We start from the raw sequence: 15,119 nt of genomic DNA, 5'->3' as shown, positions 1-15,119 counted from the left end.
CTTCCCCGTCAGTAGGCGAGGGCGCGTTCGAGCGCCTCAAGGATGCGGTCGATGTCCGGCAGGTAGTCTTCCTCCACCTTGGCCACCGGGTAGGGCATGTGGAAGCCACCGACGCGGATGACCGGGGCTTCGAGGGAATGGAAGGCCCGTTCGCTGACCCGGGCGGCGATTTCGCCGCCGATGCCGCCGAAGGTCGGCGCTTCGTGCGCCACGATGAGCCGGCCCGTCTTCCGGACGGAGGCCGTGACCGTGTCGAAGTCGATGGGCGAGATGGAGCGCAGGTCGATCACTTCGACGCTGTGGCCGTCCTCCGCGGCTGCGCCGGCGGCGGCGAGGGCCACCGGGACCAGCGGGCCGTAGGCCACGACGGTGGCATCCGTGCCGGCGCGCAACACGTGGGCCTCGAACGGGTCCGCGGACGCACCCGGCGAATCCGTGTCGACCTCGCCCTTGAGCCAGTAGCGCCGCTTGGGTTCGAAGACGATCACCGGGTCCAGGCAGTCGACGGCCTGCTGGATCATCCAGTAGGCGTCATGCGGGTTGGACGGGGTGATGATGCGCAGCCCGGCGGTGTGCGCGAACAGCGCCTCCGGGGACTCCGAATGGTGCTCGATCGATCCGATGCCGCCGCCGTACGGGATGCGGATGACGACGGGGACGGTCAGGTTGCCGTTGCTGCGTGCATGCATCTTCGCCAGTTGCGTGGTGATCTGGTTGAAGCCCGGAAAGACGAAGCCGTCGAACTGGATCTCGCAGACCGGCCGGTACCCGCTCAGCGCCAGGCCGATCGCGGTCCCGATGATGCCGGACTCCGCGAGCGGGGTGTCCACGACACGGTCTGCGCCGAACTCGCCGAACAGGCCGTCGGTGACGCGGTAGACGCCGCCCAGCGGTCCGATGTCCTCGCCCATCAGCAGGGTGCGGGGGTTGTTGTTCAGCGTCGCCCGCAGGCCCTCGTTGATGGCCTTGGCAATGGTCATGGTGGTCATCGGCTGGCCGCCTTATCTACTTCTGCCTGCTTGGCGGGCGCCTGCTCGTCGGTTATCTCGTCGGCGAAACCTGCGCTGTATTGCTCGAACCACGCCAGCTCTTCGGCCACCAGCGGGTGCGCCTCGGCGTAGGTGTTGGCGAACGCCGTCCGGATGTCCGGGGTCTCCAGGTCATGGGTGGTCCTGCGGACGTAGGCAGCGAGCTCGTCGCCGTCGGTCTTGACCTGGTCGAAGAACGCGTCGTCGGCGAGTCCTTCGGCGCGGAGGTATTTCTCGAGCCGCTCCAGCGGGTCCTTCGCCCGCCACTGCGCCTCTTCCTCGGAGCCGCGGTACTTCGTGGGGTCGTCGGCGGTGGTGTGTGCCCCGACGCGGTAGGTGAAGGCCTCGATCAGGACCGGGCCCTTGCCTTCGCGGGCATGCTCGAGCGCCCACTCGGTGACGGCGTGGACCGCGATCACATCATTGCCGTCCACCCGGATGCCGGGAAAGCCGTAGCCCTTGGCCCGGTTGGAGAGCGGAATGCGGGTCTGCACCGCGGTGGGGACGGAGATGGCCCAGTGGTTGTTCTGGCAGAAGAACACCACGGGGGCGTTGTAGGACGAGGCGAACACCATGGACTCGTGGACATCGCCTTCGGAGCTGGCTCCGTCGCCGAAATAGACCATGACTGCGGCCTTCGGATCGGGCGCCCGGGCCGCGGATTCCCCCGCAGCCGCTTCGGCCGCGGCAAGCTTCTGGTCGCGCTGGATGCCCATGGCGTAGCCGACGGCGTGCGGGGTTTGGGCGGCGAGGACCAAGGTGTAGAGGTGGAAGTTCGTGTCCTTGGGGTTCCAGCCGCCGTTGGACACGCCGCGGAACTGGCGCAGCAGTTCGGCCAGGTCCACGTCGCGGGTCAGCGCGACGCCGTGCTCCCGGTAGGTGGGGAAGAGGTAGTCCTGCGGCTGGCTCGCCCGGCCGGAACCAATCTGGGCGGCCTCCTGGCCGGTCAGCGGGACCCACAGAGCCAGCTGGCCCTGACGCTGCAGGGCGGTGGCCTCCACGTCGAAGCGCCGGATCTTCGCCATGTCGGCATAGAAACCGCGCAGTTTCCCGGCGTCGAGCCGCGCGGCGTACTCCGAGAACACCGGATCGGTGCCCAGGGTGCCGTCCGGGCCCAGCAGCTGGACCATCGGGACGGCAGGGTCGCCGAGCACTGCCTCGGCTCGCGCCTCGAGCTGGTCGTCCGCTTCGCTTCCGTCGAACTCGGTAGAGGGCAGTTGTGTGGCGCCCATACCGTCTCCTTGCCTGCCGCACCCGAATGCGCCGCAATCGCTGGGATATATGCCGGCCAGGGAATGCATTCCCGTCTCAGCATATATTTTGGCTTAACTCGTCCTTACTTTATCCGCAGCGGGCTGCCTGCGGGCTTCGTGTGAAGCGCTAGGAACGCCGCGGCGGTTTTGTATAGATCGCACACAAGTCGAGGAACCTGGTGTTCGCCTCTGCTTCGCCGATACTCACCCGAACCCCGTCATCGCCGAAGGCCCTGACCGAGAGCGCCCGTTCCCCGGCCAGCGCGGCGAATTCCGCACTGTCCGCGCCCAGATTCAGCCAAACAAAGTTTCCTTGGGCGTCCGGAACGAACCAGCCGAGGTCGCGCAGCCCGGCCGTCACGCGGTCCCGTTCGTCGACCAGGCTTTGTACCCTTTCTACAACCTCGTCGATGTGCTGCAGCGACGTGACGGCGGCCGCTTCGGCGATCTGGGAGACCGCGAAGGGCGTGGCGGTGACTCGCAGGTGCTGGGTGATGTCCGGCTGCGACACGCTGTAGCCCACGCGCAGACCGGCCAGCCCGTGCGCCTTCGAGAAGGTACGGAGCACGACCACGTTGGGGTACTTGCGGTACATCTCAAGGCCATCGACAGCGTCGGCGGCCCGGACGAACTCCTGGTAGGCCTCGTCAATGACCACCACGATGTCCGAGGGCACGCTTTTGATGAAGTTCTCGGTTTCCGCTGCGGTGAGAATGGGGCCGGTGGGGTTGTTCGGCGTGCACAGCAGGATCACCCGGGTGCGGGCGGTGACCGCGGCGGCCATCGCGTCGAGATCGTGGCGGCCGTCTGCGGTCAGCGGGATCTGCACGCTTTGCGCGCCCGCGAGGCCCACGCTGATGGGGTAGGCCTCGAAGGAGCGCCACGCATAGATGACCTCGTCCGCCTTCCCGTCGTCGTTCTGGCCGGCGAAGGTGGCCAGCAGCTGGTTGAGGGCCCCGAGGCTCCCGCCGCCCGTGACAATGTCCTCTGCCGGGACGTCCAGGAACCCGGCAAGCGCCCCGCGGAGTTTGCTGCTCAACGGGTCCGGGTAGAGGTTGATATCGGTTTGCGCGGCGATGGCCTGCAGCACCGCAGGAATCGGAGGCAACGGGTTCTCGTTGGAAGACAGCTTGTAGCTCACGAGCCCTTCAACGGGGACCGGCGGTTTGCCTGCCGCGTAGCGGGGAAGGAGGTCCACCACCGGCCGCGGGCGGAGCCCCATGGCCGGGTTGTCAGATAAAGTCATGCCCCCTAGCCTACTTCGCCGCCCCTCCCGCGGGACGGCTCATATGACAGCATGGGGCCATGCGTTCATTCATTCTGCGGGTCGTCGTCAACGCCCTGGCCCTTTGGATCGCCAGCTGGATCCTGCAGGGCAGGATCAGCGTCTCGAGCGCTGCGACCGCCGGCGCCGTTGCCGACAGCGGCGTCACGCAGGGTGCCGACACCGTCGGGATCATCCTCGCGTACCTGTTCATCGGGCTGATTTTCGGCCTCGTCAACGCCCTCGTCAAGCCGCTGGTCAGCCTGCTGTCGCTGCCGCTGACCATCCTCACGCTGGGTCTGTTCACGATCGTCATCAACGCCGCAATGTTGTACCTCACGTCCTGGTTGAGCGCCTACACACCGGTGCACTTCACCATCGACTCCTTTTTCTGGACGGCAGTGTTCGCGGCCATCATCATCACTGTGATCTCGCTGGTCGCTGGCCGGCTCCCGGGCGGCCGGCGCCGCTGACGGGCACGCGCGCCGGTAGCCGGCACGCCTGCTGGGGTTCCGCCGGCCAAGGGCGGACCAGCTAGCCGGGGACGCCCTGCGGCTCCCGCGCCGCGGTGGGTCCGAGCGCCGGAGCGGGCGGTCGCGCCGGCGGCGGGGTGTCTGCCCCGCGGTTCGGCCCCGGCGCCGTGACCGCGCCCCGCGCCGGCAGAGCCTCGCGCCGCAGGGAAAACCTGGTCACGGTGGCGGTGCCACCGCCCCCAACCACGGCTGCCAGTGCCGCGGTGGATGCCAGCAACGACGGGTCCCGGCTCGCCGAGACCGCTTCCGCGCCGGCCGCGTAGTTTTCCAGTCGATGCCCGGGGCCGAGGCCAAAATCCTGCGGCGGGGGCATGACCAGGCTGTTAGTCAGCGTGACAGTGACCCTGTCCTTCGTGTCCGCGTTGGCCTGTCCGTCAGCTCCCGGCACCCAGTCATGCTGGTGTTCCAGGTGCAGGCTGCCGATCCCAGGCTCGGGGGTGATGCCGCCGACCGGGGAGCCGGCGGTGAGCACGTACTTGAGGTCAAACTCGGCGAGGAAAGCTTTGTCATCGCTCAGGTTCATGGCGTGGATGCCGCCCTGGCTGTAACCCACGGCGGCAAGCTGCTCGCCCGCCGTCGCGCCCGCCTCCCGGAGCGCTTGCCGGATGGCCGCGGTGGTCTCCACCGAGTCGTAGCCCAGCGCTTCGGCGATGCCCGCCGTGTCGAACGGGTTGGTTCCCTCGGGCAGGCCGCCCAGCTGGGTTCCGGGCACGATCACCACCCAAGCACGGCCGCTTCCGCCGTCGACCTTGATGATCTCGATATCGCCGCTGTTCCGGCCCACCGCTTCCGCGCGGCGCAGCAGGCCCGCGGGCGTCAAATCAACGGCCTCGGCCCCGGTATGGCTGCCGATGACCGTGACCGGCCGCGGTTCCAGGAACCTCAGCCCCGGTGCCATCGTCAGCTCCCGGACCGTGCGGCGGACGTCGGTGGGGCCAGCCAGCGTCCCTACCAGCGCCGCCAAGGGAACGGGCAACCCCAGCAGCAGGGCCAGGCCGTGCGGAGCCAGGGCCACCCCGCGCTCGACCTGGTCGCGGACGCCGGGGAGCTCGAAGGGCCCCTGGGCTGAGCCGTACTCCGGACCGCCCAGCCCCATCCGGAGCAGCAGCGCGTTCCGGGCTTCGGTGAACTCGTACTCCCGGTGGCTGGCCCGGACCTGGGCCGCGATGTGCTCCAATTCGGCCCTGACCCGGCTGACATCCCGCCCCGCCTCCCCCACTGCGATCATGGCGTTGCTGCCGCTGCGGTAGGAGTCGGGCTGGTAGCCGAAGAGGGCGCGACGGACGCCGTCGGCCTCCGCCTCCAACGCGTACAGCCGGCGGACCACGACGTCCAGGGCGGCCGCCCCTGCCAGCAGCTCCTCGAACTGGAAGCTGAGGCCGCCCACCCCGCCCCGGATCCGCAACATCCCGTCCGGGGCCGGTGCCGACGGGCGGGGCGCCTCCCCGGAGCCCGCCGGAGTAATCTCCGCCATCAGTATCCGGGCCGTCCGGACGAGAGCGTCACCTGCTGGGCGTGCCGCTGGACCGCTGCCGCCGCATCCAGCAGTCCGCCCCGGGCCCGCCGCAGTGATGCGGCCTGAAGCGAAACCGTCGTCCGGTAGGCACGGCCCGCCGGGGACTGCCAGGTCTGAAGTTCCAGCCCGACCAGCCCGGCGAGCACGGCGCCCGCCTGCTCCGCACAGGAGGCCATCCTGGCTGCCAGTTGCTGGACTTCGTAACTGCGCGAGGCGCAGGCCGCCGCCTCAGCTGCCGTTAACGTGCCGCTCATGGCCGAGGCTCCTTTCGTTGCCGTTTGTCCCGGGTTCGACGTTAGGTTCCAGTCACCGGCGTCGTAAGCGGTCCCGAATGCTATGTGGAAAAGCTGCCGACGGAGTGTCACATGCCAGGGTGCGCTTAAGGCCCGGCCGCACTTCGTGAAAGAATCGGACCATGCCTGAAACTGCCGCCACAGCCGAGACCCGCACGCCGTCCGGACGCCTGGCCCTCGCCGCGTCCGACCACTCGATCGCTCTCGGACCGCTTGACGGCCGCTACCACTCGGCCGTCGCACCGCTGGTGGACTACCTCTCCGAGGCCGCCCTCAACCGTGACCGCGTCGCCGTCGAGGTTGAGTGGCTGATCCACCTGACCAGCAACAACGTGCTGCCCGGCGCCGGTCCGCTGAGCGCCGAGCAGCAGGAGCAGCTGCGCGCCATCGTTAGCGAGTTCGACGCCGCGTCCGTGGCCGAGCTGACCGAGATCGAAGCCGTCACCGTGCACGACGTCAAGGCGGTGGAGTACTACATCGGCCGCCGGCTTGCCGGCATCGGAATCGAGCGTCTGACCGCCATGGTGCACTTCGGCTGCACCTCCGAGGACATCAACAATCTTTCCTACGCCCTGGGCATCAAGGGTGCCGTGCAGGACGTCTGGCTGCCCGCGGCGCGCAGGCTCGTCGCGCAGATCAGCACGATGGCCGAGGCCAACCGGGCGGTGCCCATGCTGTCCCGCACGCACGGGCAGCCGGCCACGCCCACCACGCTGGGCAAGGAACTCGCGGTGATGGCGCACCGGCTGACCCGGCAGCTGGACCGCATCGCCCGGACCGAATATCTCGGCAAGATCAACGGCGCCACCGGCACGTTCGCGGCGCACGTGGCCTCGATCCCCGGCGCCGACTGGGAGCAGGTCGCCCGGAGCTTCGTGGAAAACCTCGGCCTGGACTGGAACCCGCTCACCACCCAGATCGAAAGCCACGACTGGCAGGCTGAGCTGTACGCCGACGTCGCGCGCTTCAACCGGATCCTGCACAACGTCTGCACGGACATGTGGAGCTACATCTCGATCGGCTACTTTGCGCAGATCCCCGTGGCAGGCGCCACCGGGTCCTCCACAATGCCGCACAAGGTCAACCCGATCCGGTTCGAGAACGCCGAAGCCAACCTGGAGATCTCCTCCGGGCTGCTGGATGTGCTGGGTTCCACCCTGGTCACTTCCCGCTGGCAGCGGGACCTCACCGATTCCTCGTCGCAGCGCAACATCGGGGTGGCGTTCGGCCACTCCCTGCTGGCCATCTCCAACGTGGCCAAGGGCCTGGACCGGCTGGACGTCGCGGAGGAGGTGCTCGCCAGGGACCTGGACACCAACTGGGAGGTGCTCGGCGAGGCGATCCAGATGGTCATGCGCGCCGAGGCCATCGCCGGCGTCGCGGGCATGGAAAACCCGTACGAGCGGCTAAAGGATCTGACCCGCGGCCAGCGCGTCGACGCCGCCCGGATGCAGGAGTTTGTCCAGGGCCTTGGCCTGTCCGCGGATGCCGAGGCCAGGCTGCTGGCCCTGACCCCGGGAACGTACACCGGCCTCGCGGACAAGCTGGTCGACCACCTGGCGTAGGAATGGCGGCGCCGAGTTCACCTACCGGCGGTCCGCCGTTCACCCGGCCGTCAAGGACTGGCCAGCTCAACCGTGGAGGCTTGGGCTGTTACCGACACGAGGAGACCCCTTGCCGAGCGACACTGCGGCGACAGCACGGACAGTTCTGACCCGCCCCGGCCCCGCCATAGCGGCAGCAGCCGGCACAGGATCCGCCACGGCAACCGAGAGGGCCGAGGCCGCGGCGTTGAGCCTGATGAGCTTCAACATCCGCTGTGACATTGCGGAGACCCTGCCGGGTCAGGCGGACTACTGGCCCGAGCGTGTTCCGGCACTCCGGGCCGTCCTGGCCGAGGAACTCCCGGAGGTCCTGGGCATCCAGGAGGGCCTGGAACACCAGCTGACAGTCATCGGGGAAGCGCTTCCGGGCCACTACCGGATGATCGGCCACGGCCGCGAGGGCGGGAACCGGGGCGAACACTCCTGCATCTTTTACGACTCCCGCCGCCTGACGCTGCGAATGTGGGACCAGTTCTGGCTCTCGGACACCCCCACCGTGGCCGGCTCGGCAACGTGGGGCAATGACGTCACCCGGATCGCAACCTGGGGCAGGTTCGAGGACAGCTGCACCGGACGGGAACTGATGGTGCTCAACACCCACTTTGACCATGAATCCGAAAATGCCCAGCTGCGCAGCGCCGAGGCCATCATCGAGCACGCCACGAGCTTCGAGCCCGGCCTGCCGACCGTCCTGATGGGTGACTTCAACGCCGACGCCGGGGCCTCCGGGGCGTACAACACTCTGGTGGGCAGCGGCGCCTTCAAGGACTCGTGGGCGGTCGCCAAACAGCGGCTGACCCCGGAATACGGGACGTTTCCGAATTACAAGGACCCGGTGATCGGCGAACGCCGCATTGACTGGATCGCCGTGACGCCGGACATCCAGGTCGCCGAGGCCGCGGTCAACACCTTCCGCCTTGACGACCGTTACCCCAGCGACCACGCCCCGATCCAGGCCACTGTCAGGATCCCGTGACCGGCCGCGGCCGGTAACATCGCTGGCATGAAGCTTCTGCTGATCCGCCACGGCCAGACCCCGGGCAACGTGCTCGGCCAACTGGACACCGCCCACCCCGGGCCGGGCCTGACAGTGCTCGGCGAACGCCAGGCAGGCGCCCTGGCGCGTTCCTTGGCGGAACAGCAGATCGAGCTGCTCTACGCGTCCACCTTGGTCCGCACCCAGCTCACGGCCACCCCGCTTGCCGGCAGCCGCGGGCTGGACATTCAGGTACTGGCGGGGCTGCGGGAAATCGAGGCCGGGGCGCTTGAAAAGCTCACCGACCGTGAATCCCACCTGCGTTATCTGGGGACGGTCTTCGCCTGGGCAGCGGGCGAGCTGGACCGCCGGATGCCTTCGGGCCCCAGCGGCCACGAGTTCTTCGAGCGCTACGACGACTCGATCGCGAGGATCGTGGCCGCCTCCACGGGCGGGGATGACGCCACGGTCGCGGTGGTCAGCCACGGCGCCGCGATCCGGGTGTGGACCGGCCTGCGCGCCGCCAACGTGGACGCGGAGTTCGCGGCACGGCACATCCTCGCCAACACCGGCATCGTGGCCCTCGAAGGCGATCCCGACGCCGGCTGGCGCCTGATCCACTGGGACGCCAGCCCGGTGGGCGGCCTGGCGCTGGCCGACCCGACGGCCGAGGATCCCACCGGCCGTCCCGCCTAAGGCACCTGGCGCCCAGCTTCGGTCCCCAGGCCGGGATCGACCACTCGTCCTGCTATGCCAAGACGATCGGCTCGTGCACTGCCGGGCACACGGCCATGGTGTGAACTCGCTGTGAATGCCCGGTAGCCCTTGTCCCGCCGGAGTGCAATGGGCTTTGCTGGAGACACGGACCAACGCGTCGAGAGAAAGCCGCCACGCATGAGCCGGAACCACGCCAGCAGCCCGGGCCGGATCGCCGCCGGCCGAATTCCGGGCCTTTTCCTTGCCGCCGCTCTCGTCGCCGCCGCGACGGCGTGCACGCCTGCCACGCCGCCGCCCAGTTCCACGGGCACCAGCGCCCCGGGGACGACGGCGGCCGCCGCGCCGCCGTCGTCGTCGCCGCAGACGTCGCCACCGCCGCAACCGCCGACACCGCCCGCCGGCGGCCCCCAAACCGCCGGGAAACCCGGCCATGTGTTCGTGATCAACCTCGAGAACAAGGGCTATGACAAGGTCTGGGGCACGGGCTCCGAGGCGCCGTACCTCTCCCAGACGCTGCGTGCCCAGGGCGTACTGCTGTCGGAGTACTACGCCATTGACCACAGCTCCAGCCCCAACTACCTGGCCCAGATCTCGGGGCAGGCGTCCAACCCGATGACACGCGACGACTGCCGGACTTACGTTCCGTTCACGCAGACCGGAACCTCCGCCCCGGGCCAGGCGGAAGGCACCGGTTGTGTCTATCCTGTCTCGGTGCCCACGGTCGCCGGCCAGCTCAGCTCGGCCGGCAAGAGTTGGAAGGGTTACATGGAGGACATGCAGACCCCGTGCCAGCACCCTAAACCCGGCGCCAAGGACGACCACCAGTCCGCCCGGGTGGGGGACCAATACGCCACCCGGCACAACCCCTTCGTCTACTTCGAAGCGATCACTTCGTCGCCGGATTGTCAGAACAACGTCGTGAATTTCACTGCCCTGACCCAGGATCTGAAATCAGCCGACACGACGCCCAACCTGTCCTACATCTCGCCCAACCTCTGCAACGACGGCCACGACAGCCCCTGCGTCGACGGGAACCCGGGCGGCCTCGCGGCCAGCGACAGTTGGCTCCGGCAGCAGGTGCCGGCCATTCTCGACTCCCCCGCGTTCAAGAAGGACGGGATGCTGGTCATCACCTTCGACGAGGCCGACGGCCAGACCACCGGATCCGCCGGGATTCCCGGCGGTGCCGCCGGCGGGAGAGTCGGCGCCCTGGTGCTCTCCCCGTTCACCCGGGCCGGAACGTCGTCGGACACGCAGTACAACCACTTCAGCCTGCTGGCCAGCATCGAGGACGCCTTCTCGCTGCCCCGGCTGGGCCTCGCCGGAGCCCCCGGCCTGCAGGGCTTCGGCGCAGATGTGTTCGACGCCGGGTCCTGATTTTCCTGGCTCGCGCGGCCTCACGCACCCTGGCCCCGCCCGGCCACCTGGCCCAGCCGGCCCCCAGCCGGCTCCCAGGAGCGGATCAGCCGGCGGCGGGCCAGCCGGTGTAGGCCTCGGCGAGGTAGGCGCGGCCGAATCGCGAGGAGACCACGGAGTTGAGTTCACCGAGCTGCCGGGCGCGGGCGAAGTCGTCGGCGCCGGCCGGGGTGTGCAGCATGGACGTCATCCAGTAGGAGAAGTGCTGCGCCTTCCAGACCCGGTCCAGGGCTCGGTCGCTGTACAGGTCCAGGAGCATGGTGGAGCCGGTCTTGTAGAAGCTGTCCAGGCCTTCGAAGAGGACCCGCACGTCATGGATGGCCAGGTTCAGGCCCTTGGCCCCGGTCGGCGGGACGGTGTGCGCGGCGTCGCCGGCCAGGAACAGCTTGCCGTGCCGCATCGGGGCATGCACGAAGCTGCGGAACTTCAGGACCGTCTTGTCGATGACCGGGCCCTCCTTGAGCTCAAAGCCGTTGCCGTTCACCCGGCTGCGGAACGCCTCCCAGATGCGTTCGTCGCTCCAGTTGGCGACGTCCTCGCCGGGGTCGCACTGGAAGTACATCCGCTGTACGGTCTCGGTCCGCTGGCTGATGAGTGCGAAGCCGTTTTCCGAGTTGGCGTAGATCAGTTCGTCGGAACTGCGCGGCGCCTCGGCCAGGATACCGAACCAGGCGAAGGGGTACTCGTGGAAGTACCACTTGCGGTCCGCCTCCGGGATCTGCAGGCGGCAGTGGCTGCGCGAGCCGTCAGCGCCGGCGATGAAGTCGGCCCGAAGTTCGAACTCGGTGCCGTCTGCATCGGTGAACCACACCGTCGGCGAGTCTTCGATGCCGTGGACGCTGGTGTCCGTGACGCCGTACCGGACGTCGCCGCCGTCGGCTTCCCGGCGGGCGGCGAGGTCCATGAAAACATCGGTCTGCGGGTAGAGCCAGACCGATTCGCCCACCAGGTCCTGGAAGTCGATGCGGTGGCTTTCGCCGTTGAACCGCAACTCGATCCCGTCGTGGCGGTCGCCGTCGCGCAGCACGCGGTCGGAGACGTCGCTGTCCACTAGGAGGTTGACCGTGCCGTGTTCGAGGATGCCCGCCCGGACCGTTTCCGAGATTTCCTGCCGGCTGCGCAACTCGATCACGGTGGACTCGATGCCTTCCTTGGCCAGCAGGTGGGAGAGCATGAGCCCGGCCGGGCCGCCGCCCACGATTGCCACCTGGGTGGTGATGACTTTTCGGGCTGCCATGGTGTCCTCGCTTCGTTGCGGGGCCCGGAACCGCGCACTGGTGTGCCGTGGTTCGGGACCGGATGGGTCTTCTGGCTAACAGTGTGCCCCCGGAGCGGTGATCCGCGTTACACACCTTCCATTGAACGGAAGTCAGTGGAGGCGCCTGCATCCCCGAGCCTGCGCCCGATGCCCCGCGCCGCGGTCTGCAGCGCCGGCACCAGTGCCTGCAGCCGCATCTCCCGCAACGGAACCACGACGCCGAGCGCGGCGACGGTCCGCTTCCTCGCATCCCGGATCGGTACCGCGATCCCCCAGGTGTCCGGGTCCACCACCCCGGCCAGTTCGGCGTAGCCCTGGCTTGCCGTCTCGGCCAGCAGCGCGCGGAGGTCCCCGGCGGAGACCTGGCCTGCGGGATCGGCGAACTGGCGCAGGTAGGCCGTTTGTACCGCGACCGGCTGATGGGCCATCAGGGCGAGCCCGGCCGAGGACAGGTGCACGGGCATCCGGCCGGCGACTTTCGCCCGGTTCGCCACCGAGCCGCGGCGGGACAGCCGCTCCACGAACAATGCTTCCCAGCCGTCCAGCACGGCCAGGTTCACGTTCTGGTTGAGCACCTGCTGGATGTCCTCCATCAAGGGCATCGCGGCTTGCCGCAGGGCCAGGGTGGGTGAGTTCCGGTTGACCAGCTCCCATAAACGCATCCCCAACCGGACCGAGCCGCCGCCGCCCAATTCCACGAGTCCGTGCCCGGCCAGTTGCCGGACCAGTCGGTGCGCGGTGCTCAGCGGCAGCCCGGCCCGGTCCGCGAGGTCGGACAGCTGCAGGGATGCGGAGCCCTCGGGAAAAGCCTCGATCAGGCGCACCACACGGTCCACGACCGAGTCCCCCGAGCCCGAGTTAGCCACGTATCCCGCGTCCGTAAACAGTTGCTTGCACGGGACAAGTCTTCCATTGACCCAAGTAACTCGCACTTGTTGGCGTTAAGACGCATCAAAACGGCAACAAATGCCAGTCAGTTGGGCCGGGCGACGGGGCGCGAGGCGAGCCGGCGCCAGACTGCGGGGGCCAGCACGACGGCGACGCCGACGGCGGCTCCGATGACGGTCTCCAGCAACCGGTCCCGCAGGAGAATTCCTGCCGGTACCGGAGCCACCAGCAGGGTCGAGATCAGCGCCAGCGGGGTGACAAAGACCTGGGCCAGCACATACTGGCGGGCGATGAACATTTCGGCGCCGAACTGGCACGCCGCAATCACCAGCACGGTCTGCCAGGGGGCCGGGTGCAGCAGCAGGATCATGGCCAGCAGACCAAGCCCCACCACGGTGCCGAAGATGCGTTGCACCCCGCGGCTGATCCGGTGCCGGGTGCTGTGTCCCACCAGCGGGACGACGGCGGCCACCATGGCCCAGTAGTTGTGGCCGAAGCCGAGCCGCTCCCCAACCACGGTGGCGAGGGTGCCGGCCAGCCCCGCCGCCACGAGGTAGCCCAGCGCTTCAAGCCAGGCCACGCGACGCTCCACGGCCGTCAACCGGACCCGCCGTGGCCACGACCACGTCTGGCGGCGGCTTCGGACCACCCGTGAGGACAGGCCAACCAGCAGTGAAAACAGGACCGTCAGGACCGAGACCAGCATGCCCTGCCAGAGCGGCGGCTGGTTGGGGATGGAGGCGATGGCTGCGAAGGCGAAGATGTGAAACAACGATCCCGCCGGGCGGAGCCGCCACCACGCGACGATCAGGGAGCAGCCTCCCGCCACCAGGGTGGTCGCGACGACCTGCAGCCAGGTGCGGTCCGACGGCGACAGTGCGAGCGCCGTGCCGGCCCGGGCCGTCAGGGCGCTGAGCAGGATCACGGCGAGCATCAGCGTGCCGGCCCGCACCTGCAGGACCAACCTCCGGCCGTGAGGTTCGTTCCGCCCGTAAATGCCGGTGAAAGCGCCAAAGGAAGCAAAGATTGCCAGATCCAGCCGGCCCAGCAGCACCAGGGAGATCAGCGGGACGAAAACGCCGACGGCGCAACGGATCGCAACCTGATGGTCCTTGTTGGCTGGGGCGATGCTGAACATCTCGGTGAGCAAGTGCGCGGGCTTCACAGGTGGATTGGGCCTTCCTTGGCAGTCGGTTGGGAACGACGGCGGCGCTGGCATCCAGCTGAATCTTACGCCGGAGCCCCGACGGGCCCCGGCAAACAGTCCGTTCAACGGAAGAGGTGCCAAGCTGGCCGGGCCCGCGGAAATCCTCGCGCACCGGCAGGTCCCGGCAGCTGGCCCCTAGCGCCGGGGTTGCTTCGTCATCCGGAGGGTCAGCGCCCCGTGCTCCACTGCGACCCTGAGATGCTTGGCCTTGCCCAGGTGATCGCCGTCGAGCTGGAACTCCTGTTCGTGGTCGAGGCTGATTTCGGCGGTCCTCCCGGTGAAGTACTCGACCGACTTGTTCTTCCCGTTCTTGCCGTTCTTCCGACCGAACATCCCGGCGAGCACGCTGAACCAGCCCAGTTTGCCCTCGGGCGCCAGGATCAGGACGTCGAGAATGTTGTCATCGAGCCTGGCGTCGGGGAAGACTTCCACGCCTCCGGTGATCTGGCCGCAGTTGCCGACCATCACGCTGCGGACCCGCCGCCGGACCGGGTGCTGTCCATCCATGCTGATATGCGCCCTCACCGGTTTGCCGGGCAGGTGCCGGATGCCGGCCTCCACGTAGGCGAGCCAGCCCACGCGGTCTTTGAGCTCGTCGACGGTGTTCGCCATGATGGCCGCGTCGTAGCCAAGGCCGGCCATGACCAGGAAAAGCTGCTCCTCCTCGGTGTGGTCCAGGCTTGCCTTCACCACGTCCACCTTGATGTCCGTACCGTTCAGGACGTCATAACTAGCCGCCACGGGGTCGGTGATATCGACGCCCACGTTCCGGGCCAGCAGGTTGCCGGTGCCCAGTGGGACCAGGCCCATCGGCGTCCCGGTGCCCGCGAGGACCTCTGCCACGCACCTGACGGTCCCGTCGCCGCCGGCGGCGATCACGACGTCGACCCCGGCTTCAAGCGCTTCGCGCGCCTGGCCCATGCCGGTGTCCTCGGCCGTGGTCTCCAGCCAGAGCGGCTCGGCCCAGTTTTCGGTTTCGCAGAGCCGGTAGAACGCGGCCTTGAAATCCTTGCCGGAAGATTTCATCGGATTGATGATCACGGCGGCGCGCTTGGGCTGGTCGGTGGATTCCTGCGCGGCATTGTTCTTTGGCATGGCGCCTTTCGTACACGTGGGCGGGAGGTGTCCCGCAGGAAATCCTATCGGGGCCGGCGGAATTTACTCGC

Annotated in this window: 14 protein-coding genes; 5 read left to right on the top strand and 9 right to left on the bottom strand. The window is 68.4% G+C overall.

What is annotated here, in order from left to right; all coding sequences use genetic code 11:
- Nucleotides 1–8: 8 nt before the first annotated feature.
- The 3 genes from AC1DGI_RS04410 to AC1DGI_RS04400 form a co-directional block, all read right to left on the bottom strand.
- Complete coding sequence (locus tag AC1DGI_RS04410) at nucleotides 9–989, bottom strand: alpha-ketoacid dehydrogenase subunit beta (protein ID WP_476897912.1); 981 nt, start codon at nucleotides 987–989, stop codon at nucleotides 9–11.
- A complete protein-coding gene (pdhA, locus tag AC1DGI_RS04405; protein ID WP_476897911.1) occupies nucleotides 986–2,260 on the bottom strand; it encodes a pyruvate dehydrogenase (acetyl-transferring) E1 component subunit alpha in 1,275 nt (424 codons plus the stop codon). The genes AC1DGI_RS04410 and pdhA overlap by 4 nt, the downstream gene beginning before the upstream one ends.
- Nucleotides 2,261–2,408: 148 nt before the next feature.
- Nucleotides 2,409–3,527 carry a histidinol-phosphate transaminase gene (locus AC1DGI_RS04400; RefSeq protein WP_476897910.1) on the bottom strand — a complete coding sequence of 373 codons (1,119 nt, stop codon included), beginning with the start codon at nucleotides 3,525–3,527 and terminating at the stop codon, nucleotides 2,409–2,411.
- A 59-nt stretch (nucleotides 3,528–3,586) separates the two neighbouring features.
- On the opposite strand from AC1DGI_RS04400, the gene AC1DGI_RS04395 reads away from it, so the two are divergent.
- Nucleotides 3,587–4,018 (top strand): phage holin family protein, encoded by a 432-nt coding sequence (locus tag AC1DGI_RS04395; RefSeq protein WP_476897909.1) that lies wholly within the window; start codon nucleotides 3,587–3,589, stop codon nucleotides 4,016–4,018.
- Between the two features lie 61 nt (nucleotides 4,019–4,079).
- On the opposite strand, the gene AC1DGI_RS04390 is transcribed toward AC1DGI_RS04395, so the two are convergent.
- A complete protein-coding gene (locus AC1DGI_RS04390; RefSeq protein WP_441399348.1) occupies nucleotides 4,080–5,552 on the bottom strand; it encodes a hypothetical protein in 1,473 nt (490 codons plus the stop codon).
- Nucleotides 5,552–5,848: a hypothetical protein gene (locus AC1DGI_RS04385; protein WP_441399349.1), complete on the bottom strand. Its 297-nt coding sequence runs from the start codon at nucleotides 5,846–5,848 to the stop codon at nucleotides 5,552–5,554. The genes AC1DGI_RS04390 and AC1DGI_RS04385 overlap by 1 nt, the downstream gene beginning before the upstream one ends.
- Nucleotides 5,849–6,009: 161 nt before the next feature.
- Between AC1DGI_RS04385 and purB the strand changes: the two genes are divergently transcribed.
- The 4 genes from purB (at nucleotide 6,010) to AC1DGI_RS04365 (ending at nucleotide 10,561) form a co-directional block, all read left to right on the top strand.
- Nucleotides 6,010–7,452, top strand: a complete 1,443-nt coding sequence (purB, locus tag AC1DGI_RS04380) for an adenylosuccinate lyase (RefSeq protein ID WP_476897908.1) — start codon at nucleotides 6,010–6,012, stop codon at nucleotides 7,450–7,452.
- A 109-nt stretch (nucleotides 7,453–7,561) separates the two neighbouring features.
- Nucleotides 7,562–8,467 (top strand): endonuclease/exonuclease/phosphatase family protein, encoded by a 906-nt coding sequence (locus AC1DGI_RS04375; RefSeq protein ID WP_476897907.1) that lies wholly within the window; start codon nucleotides 7,562–7,564, stop codon nucleotides 8,465–8,467.
- Between the two features lie 27 nt (nucleotides 8,468–8,494).
- Nucleotides 8,495–9,163 carry a histidine phosphatase family protein gene (locus AC1DGI_RS04370; RefSeq protein WP_441399352.1) on the top strand — a complete coding sequence of 223 codons (669 nt, stop codon included), beginning with the start codon at nucleotides 8,495–8,497 and terminating at the stop codon, nucleotides 9,161–9,163.
- A gap of 198 nt (nucleotides 9,164–9,361) precedes the next feature.
- On the top strand, nucleotides 9,362–10,561 hold the full coding sequence (locus AC1DGI_RS04365) for an alkaline phosphatase family protein (protein WP_441399353.1): 1,200 nt from the start codon (nucleotides 9,362–9,364) through the stop codon (nucleotides 10,559–10,561).
- Between the two features lie 85 nt (nucleotides 10,562–10,646).
- Here AC1DGI_RS04365 and AC1DGI_RS04360 read toward each other — a convergent pair whose 3' ends face one another.
- The 4 genes from AC1DGI_RS04360 to AC1DGI_RS04345 form a co-directional block, all read right to left on the bottom strand.
- Complete coding sequence (locus tag AC1DGI_RS04360) at nucleotides 10,647–11,837, bottom strand: 4-hydroxybenzoate 3-monooxygenase (protein ID WP_441399354.1); 1,191 nt, start codon at nucleotides 11,835–11,837, stop codon at nucleotides 10,647–10,649.
- 107 nt (nucleotides 11,838–11,944) lie between these two features.
- Nucleotides 11,945–12,724: an IclR family transcriptional regulator gene (locus AC1DGI_RS04355; RefSeq protein ID WP_476897906.1), complete on the bottom strand. Its 780-nt coding sequence runs from the start codon at nucleotides 12,722–12,724 to the stop codon at nucleotides 11,945–11,947.
- A gap of 107 nt (nucleotides 12,725–12,831) precedes the next feature.
- On the bottom strand, nucleotides 12,832–13,884 hold the full coding sequence (locus tag AC1DGI_RS04350) for an FUSC family protein (RefSeq protein ID WP_441399368.1): 1,053 nt from the start codon (nucleotides 13,882–13,884) through the stop codon (nucleotides 12,832–12,834).
- A 204-nt stretch (nucleotides 13,885–14,088) separates the two neighbouring features.
- Complete coding sequence (locus tag AC1DGI_RS04345) at nucleotides 14,089–15,048, bottom strand: diacylglycerol/lipid kinase family protein (protein ID WP_476897905.1); 960 nt, start codon at nucleotides 15,046–15,048, stop codon at nucleotides 14,089–14,091.
- Nucleotides 15,049–15,119 lie beyond the last annotated feature (71 nt).

It is taken from the genome of Arthrobacter sp. 05N428_2, from assembly GCF_056397065.1.
Note: the sequence above shows the minus strand (reverse complement) of the source record. Positions and strands in the feature narration are given on the sequence as shown.

Coding starts and splice junctions, on each gene's coding strand:
- AC1DGI_RS04410 (WP_476897912.1), bottom strand. CDS start 989: ATGACCACCATGACCATTGCCAAGGCCATCAACGAGGGCCTGCGGGCG.
- purB (WP_476897908.1), top strand. CDS start 6,010: ATGCCTGAAACTGCCGCCACAGCCGAGACCCGCACGCCGTCCGGACGC.
- pdhA (WP_476897911.1), bottom strand. CDS start 2,260: ATGGGCGCCACACAACTGCCCTCTACCGAGTTCGACGGAAGCGAAGCG.
- AC1DGI_RS04385 (WP_441399349.1), bottom strand. CDS start 5,848: ATGAGCGGCACGTTAACGGCAGCTGAGGCGGCGGCCTGCGCCTCGCGC.
- AC1DGI_RS04360 (WP_441399354.1), bottom strand. CDS start 11,837: ATGGCAGCCCGAAAAGTCATCACCACCCAGGTGGCAATCGTGGGCGGC.
- AC1DGI_RS04345 (WP_476897905.1), bottom strand. CDS start 15,048: ATGCCAAAGAACAATGCCGCGCAGGAATCCACCGACCAGCCCAAGCGC.
- AC1DGI_RS04365 (WP_441399353.1), top strand. CDS start 9,362: ATGAGCCGGAACCACGCCAGCAGCCCGGGCCGGATCGCCGCCGGCCGA.
- AC1DGI_RS04370 (WP_441399352.1), top strand. CDS start 8,495: ATGAAGCTTCTGCTGATCCGCCACGGCCAGACCCCGGGCAACGTGCTC.
- AC1DGI_RS04350 (WP_441399368.1), bottom strand. CDS start 13,884: ATGTTCAGCATCGCCCCAGCCAACAAGGACCATCAGGTTGCGATCCGT.
- AC1DGI_RS04395 (WP_476897909.1), top strand. CDS start 3,587: ATGCGTTCATTCATTCTGCGGGTCGTCGTCAACGCCCTGGCCCTTTGG.
- AC1DGI_RS04400 (WP_476897910.1), bottom strand. CDS start 3,527: ATGACTTTATCTGACAACCCGGCCATGGGGCTCCGCCCGCGGCCGGTG.
- AC1DGI_RS04390 (WP_441399348.1), bottom strand. CDS start 5,552: ATGGCGGAGATTACTCCGGCGGGCTCCGGGGAGGCGCCCCGCCCGTCG.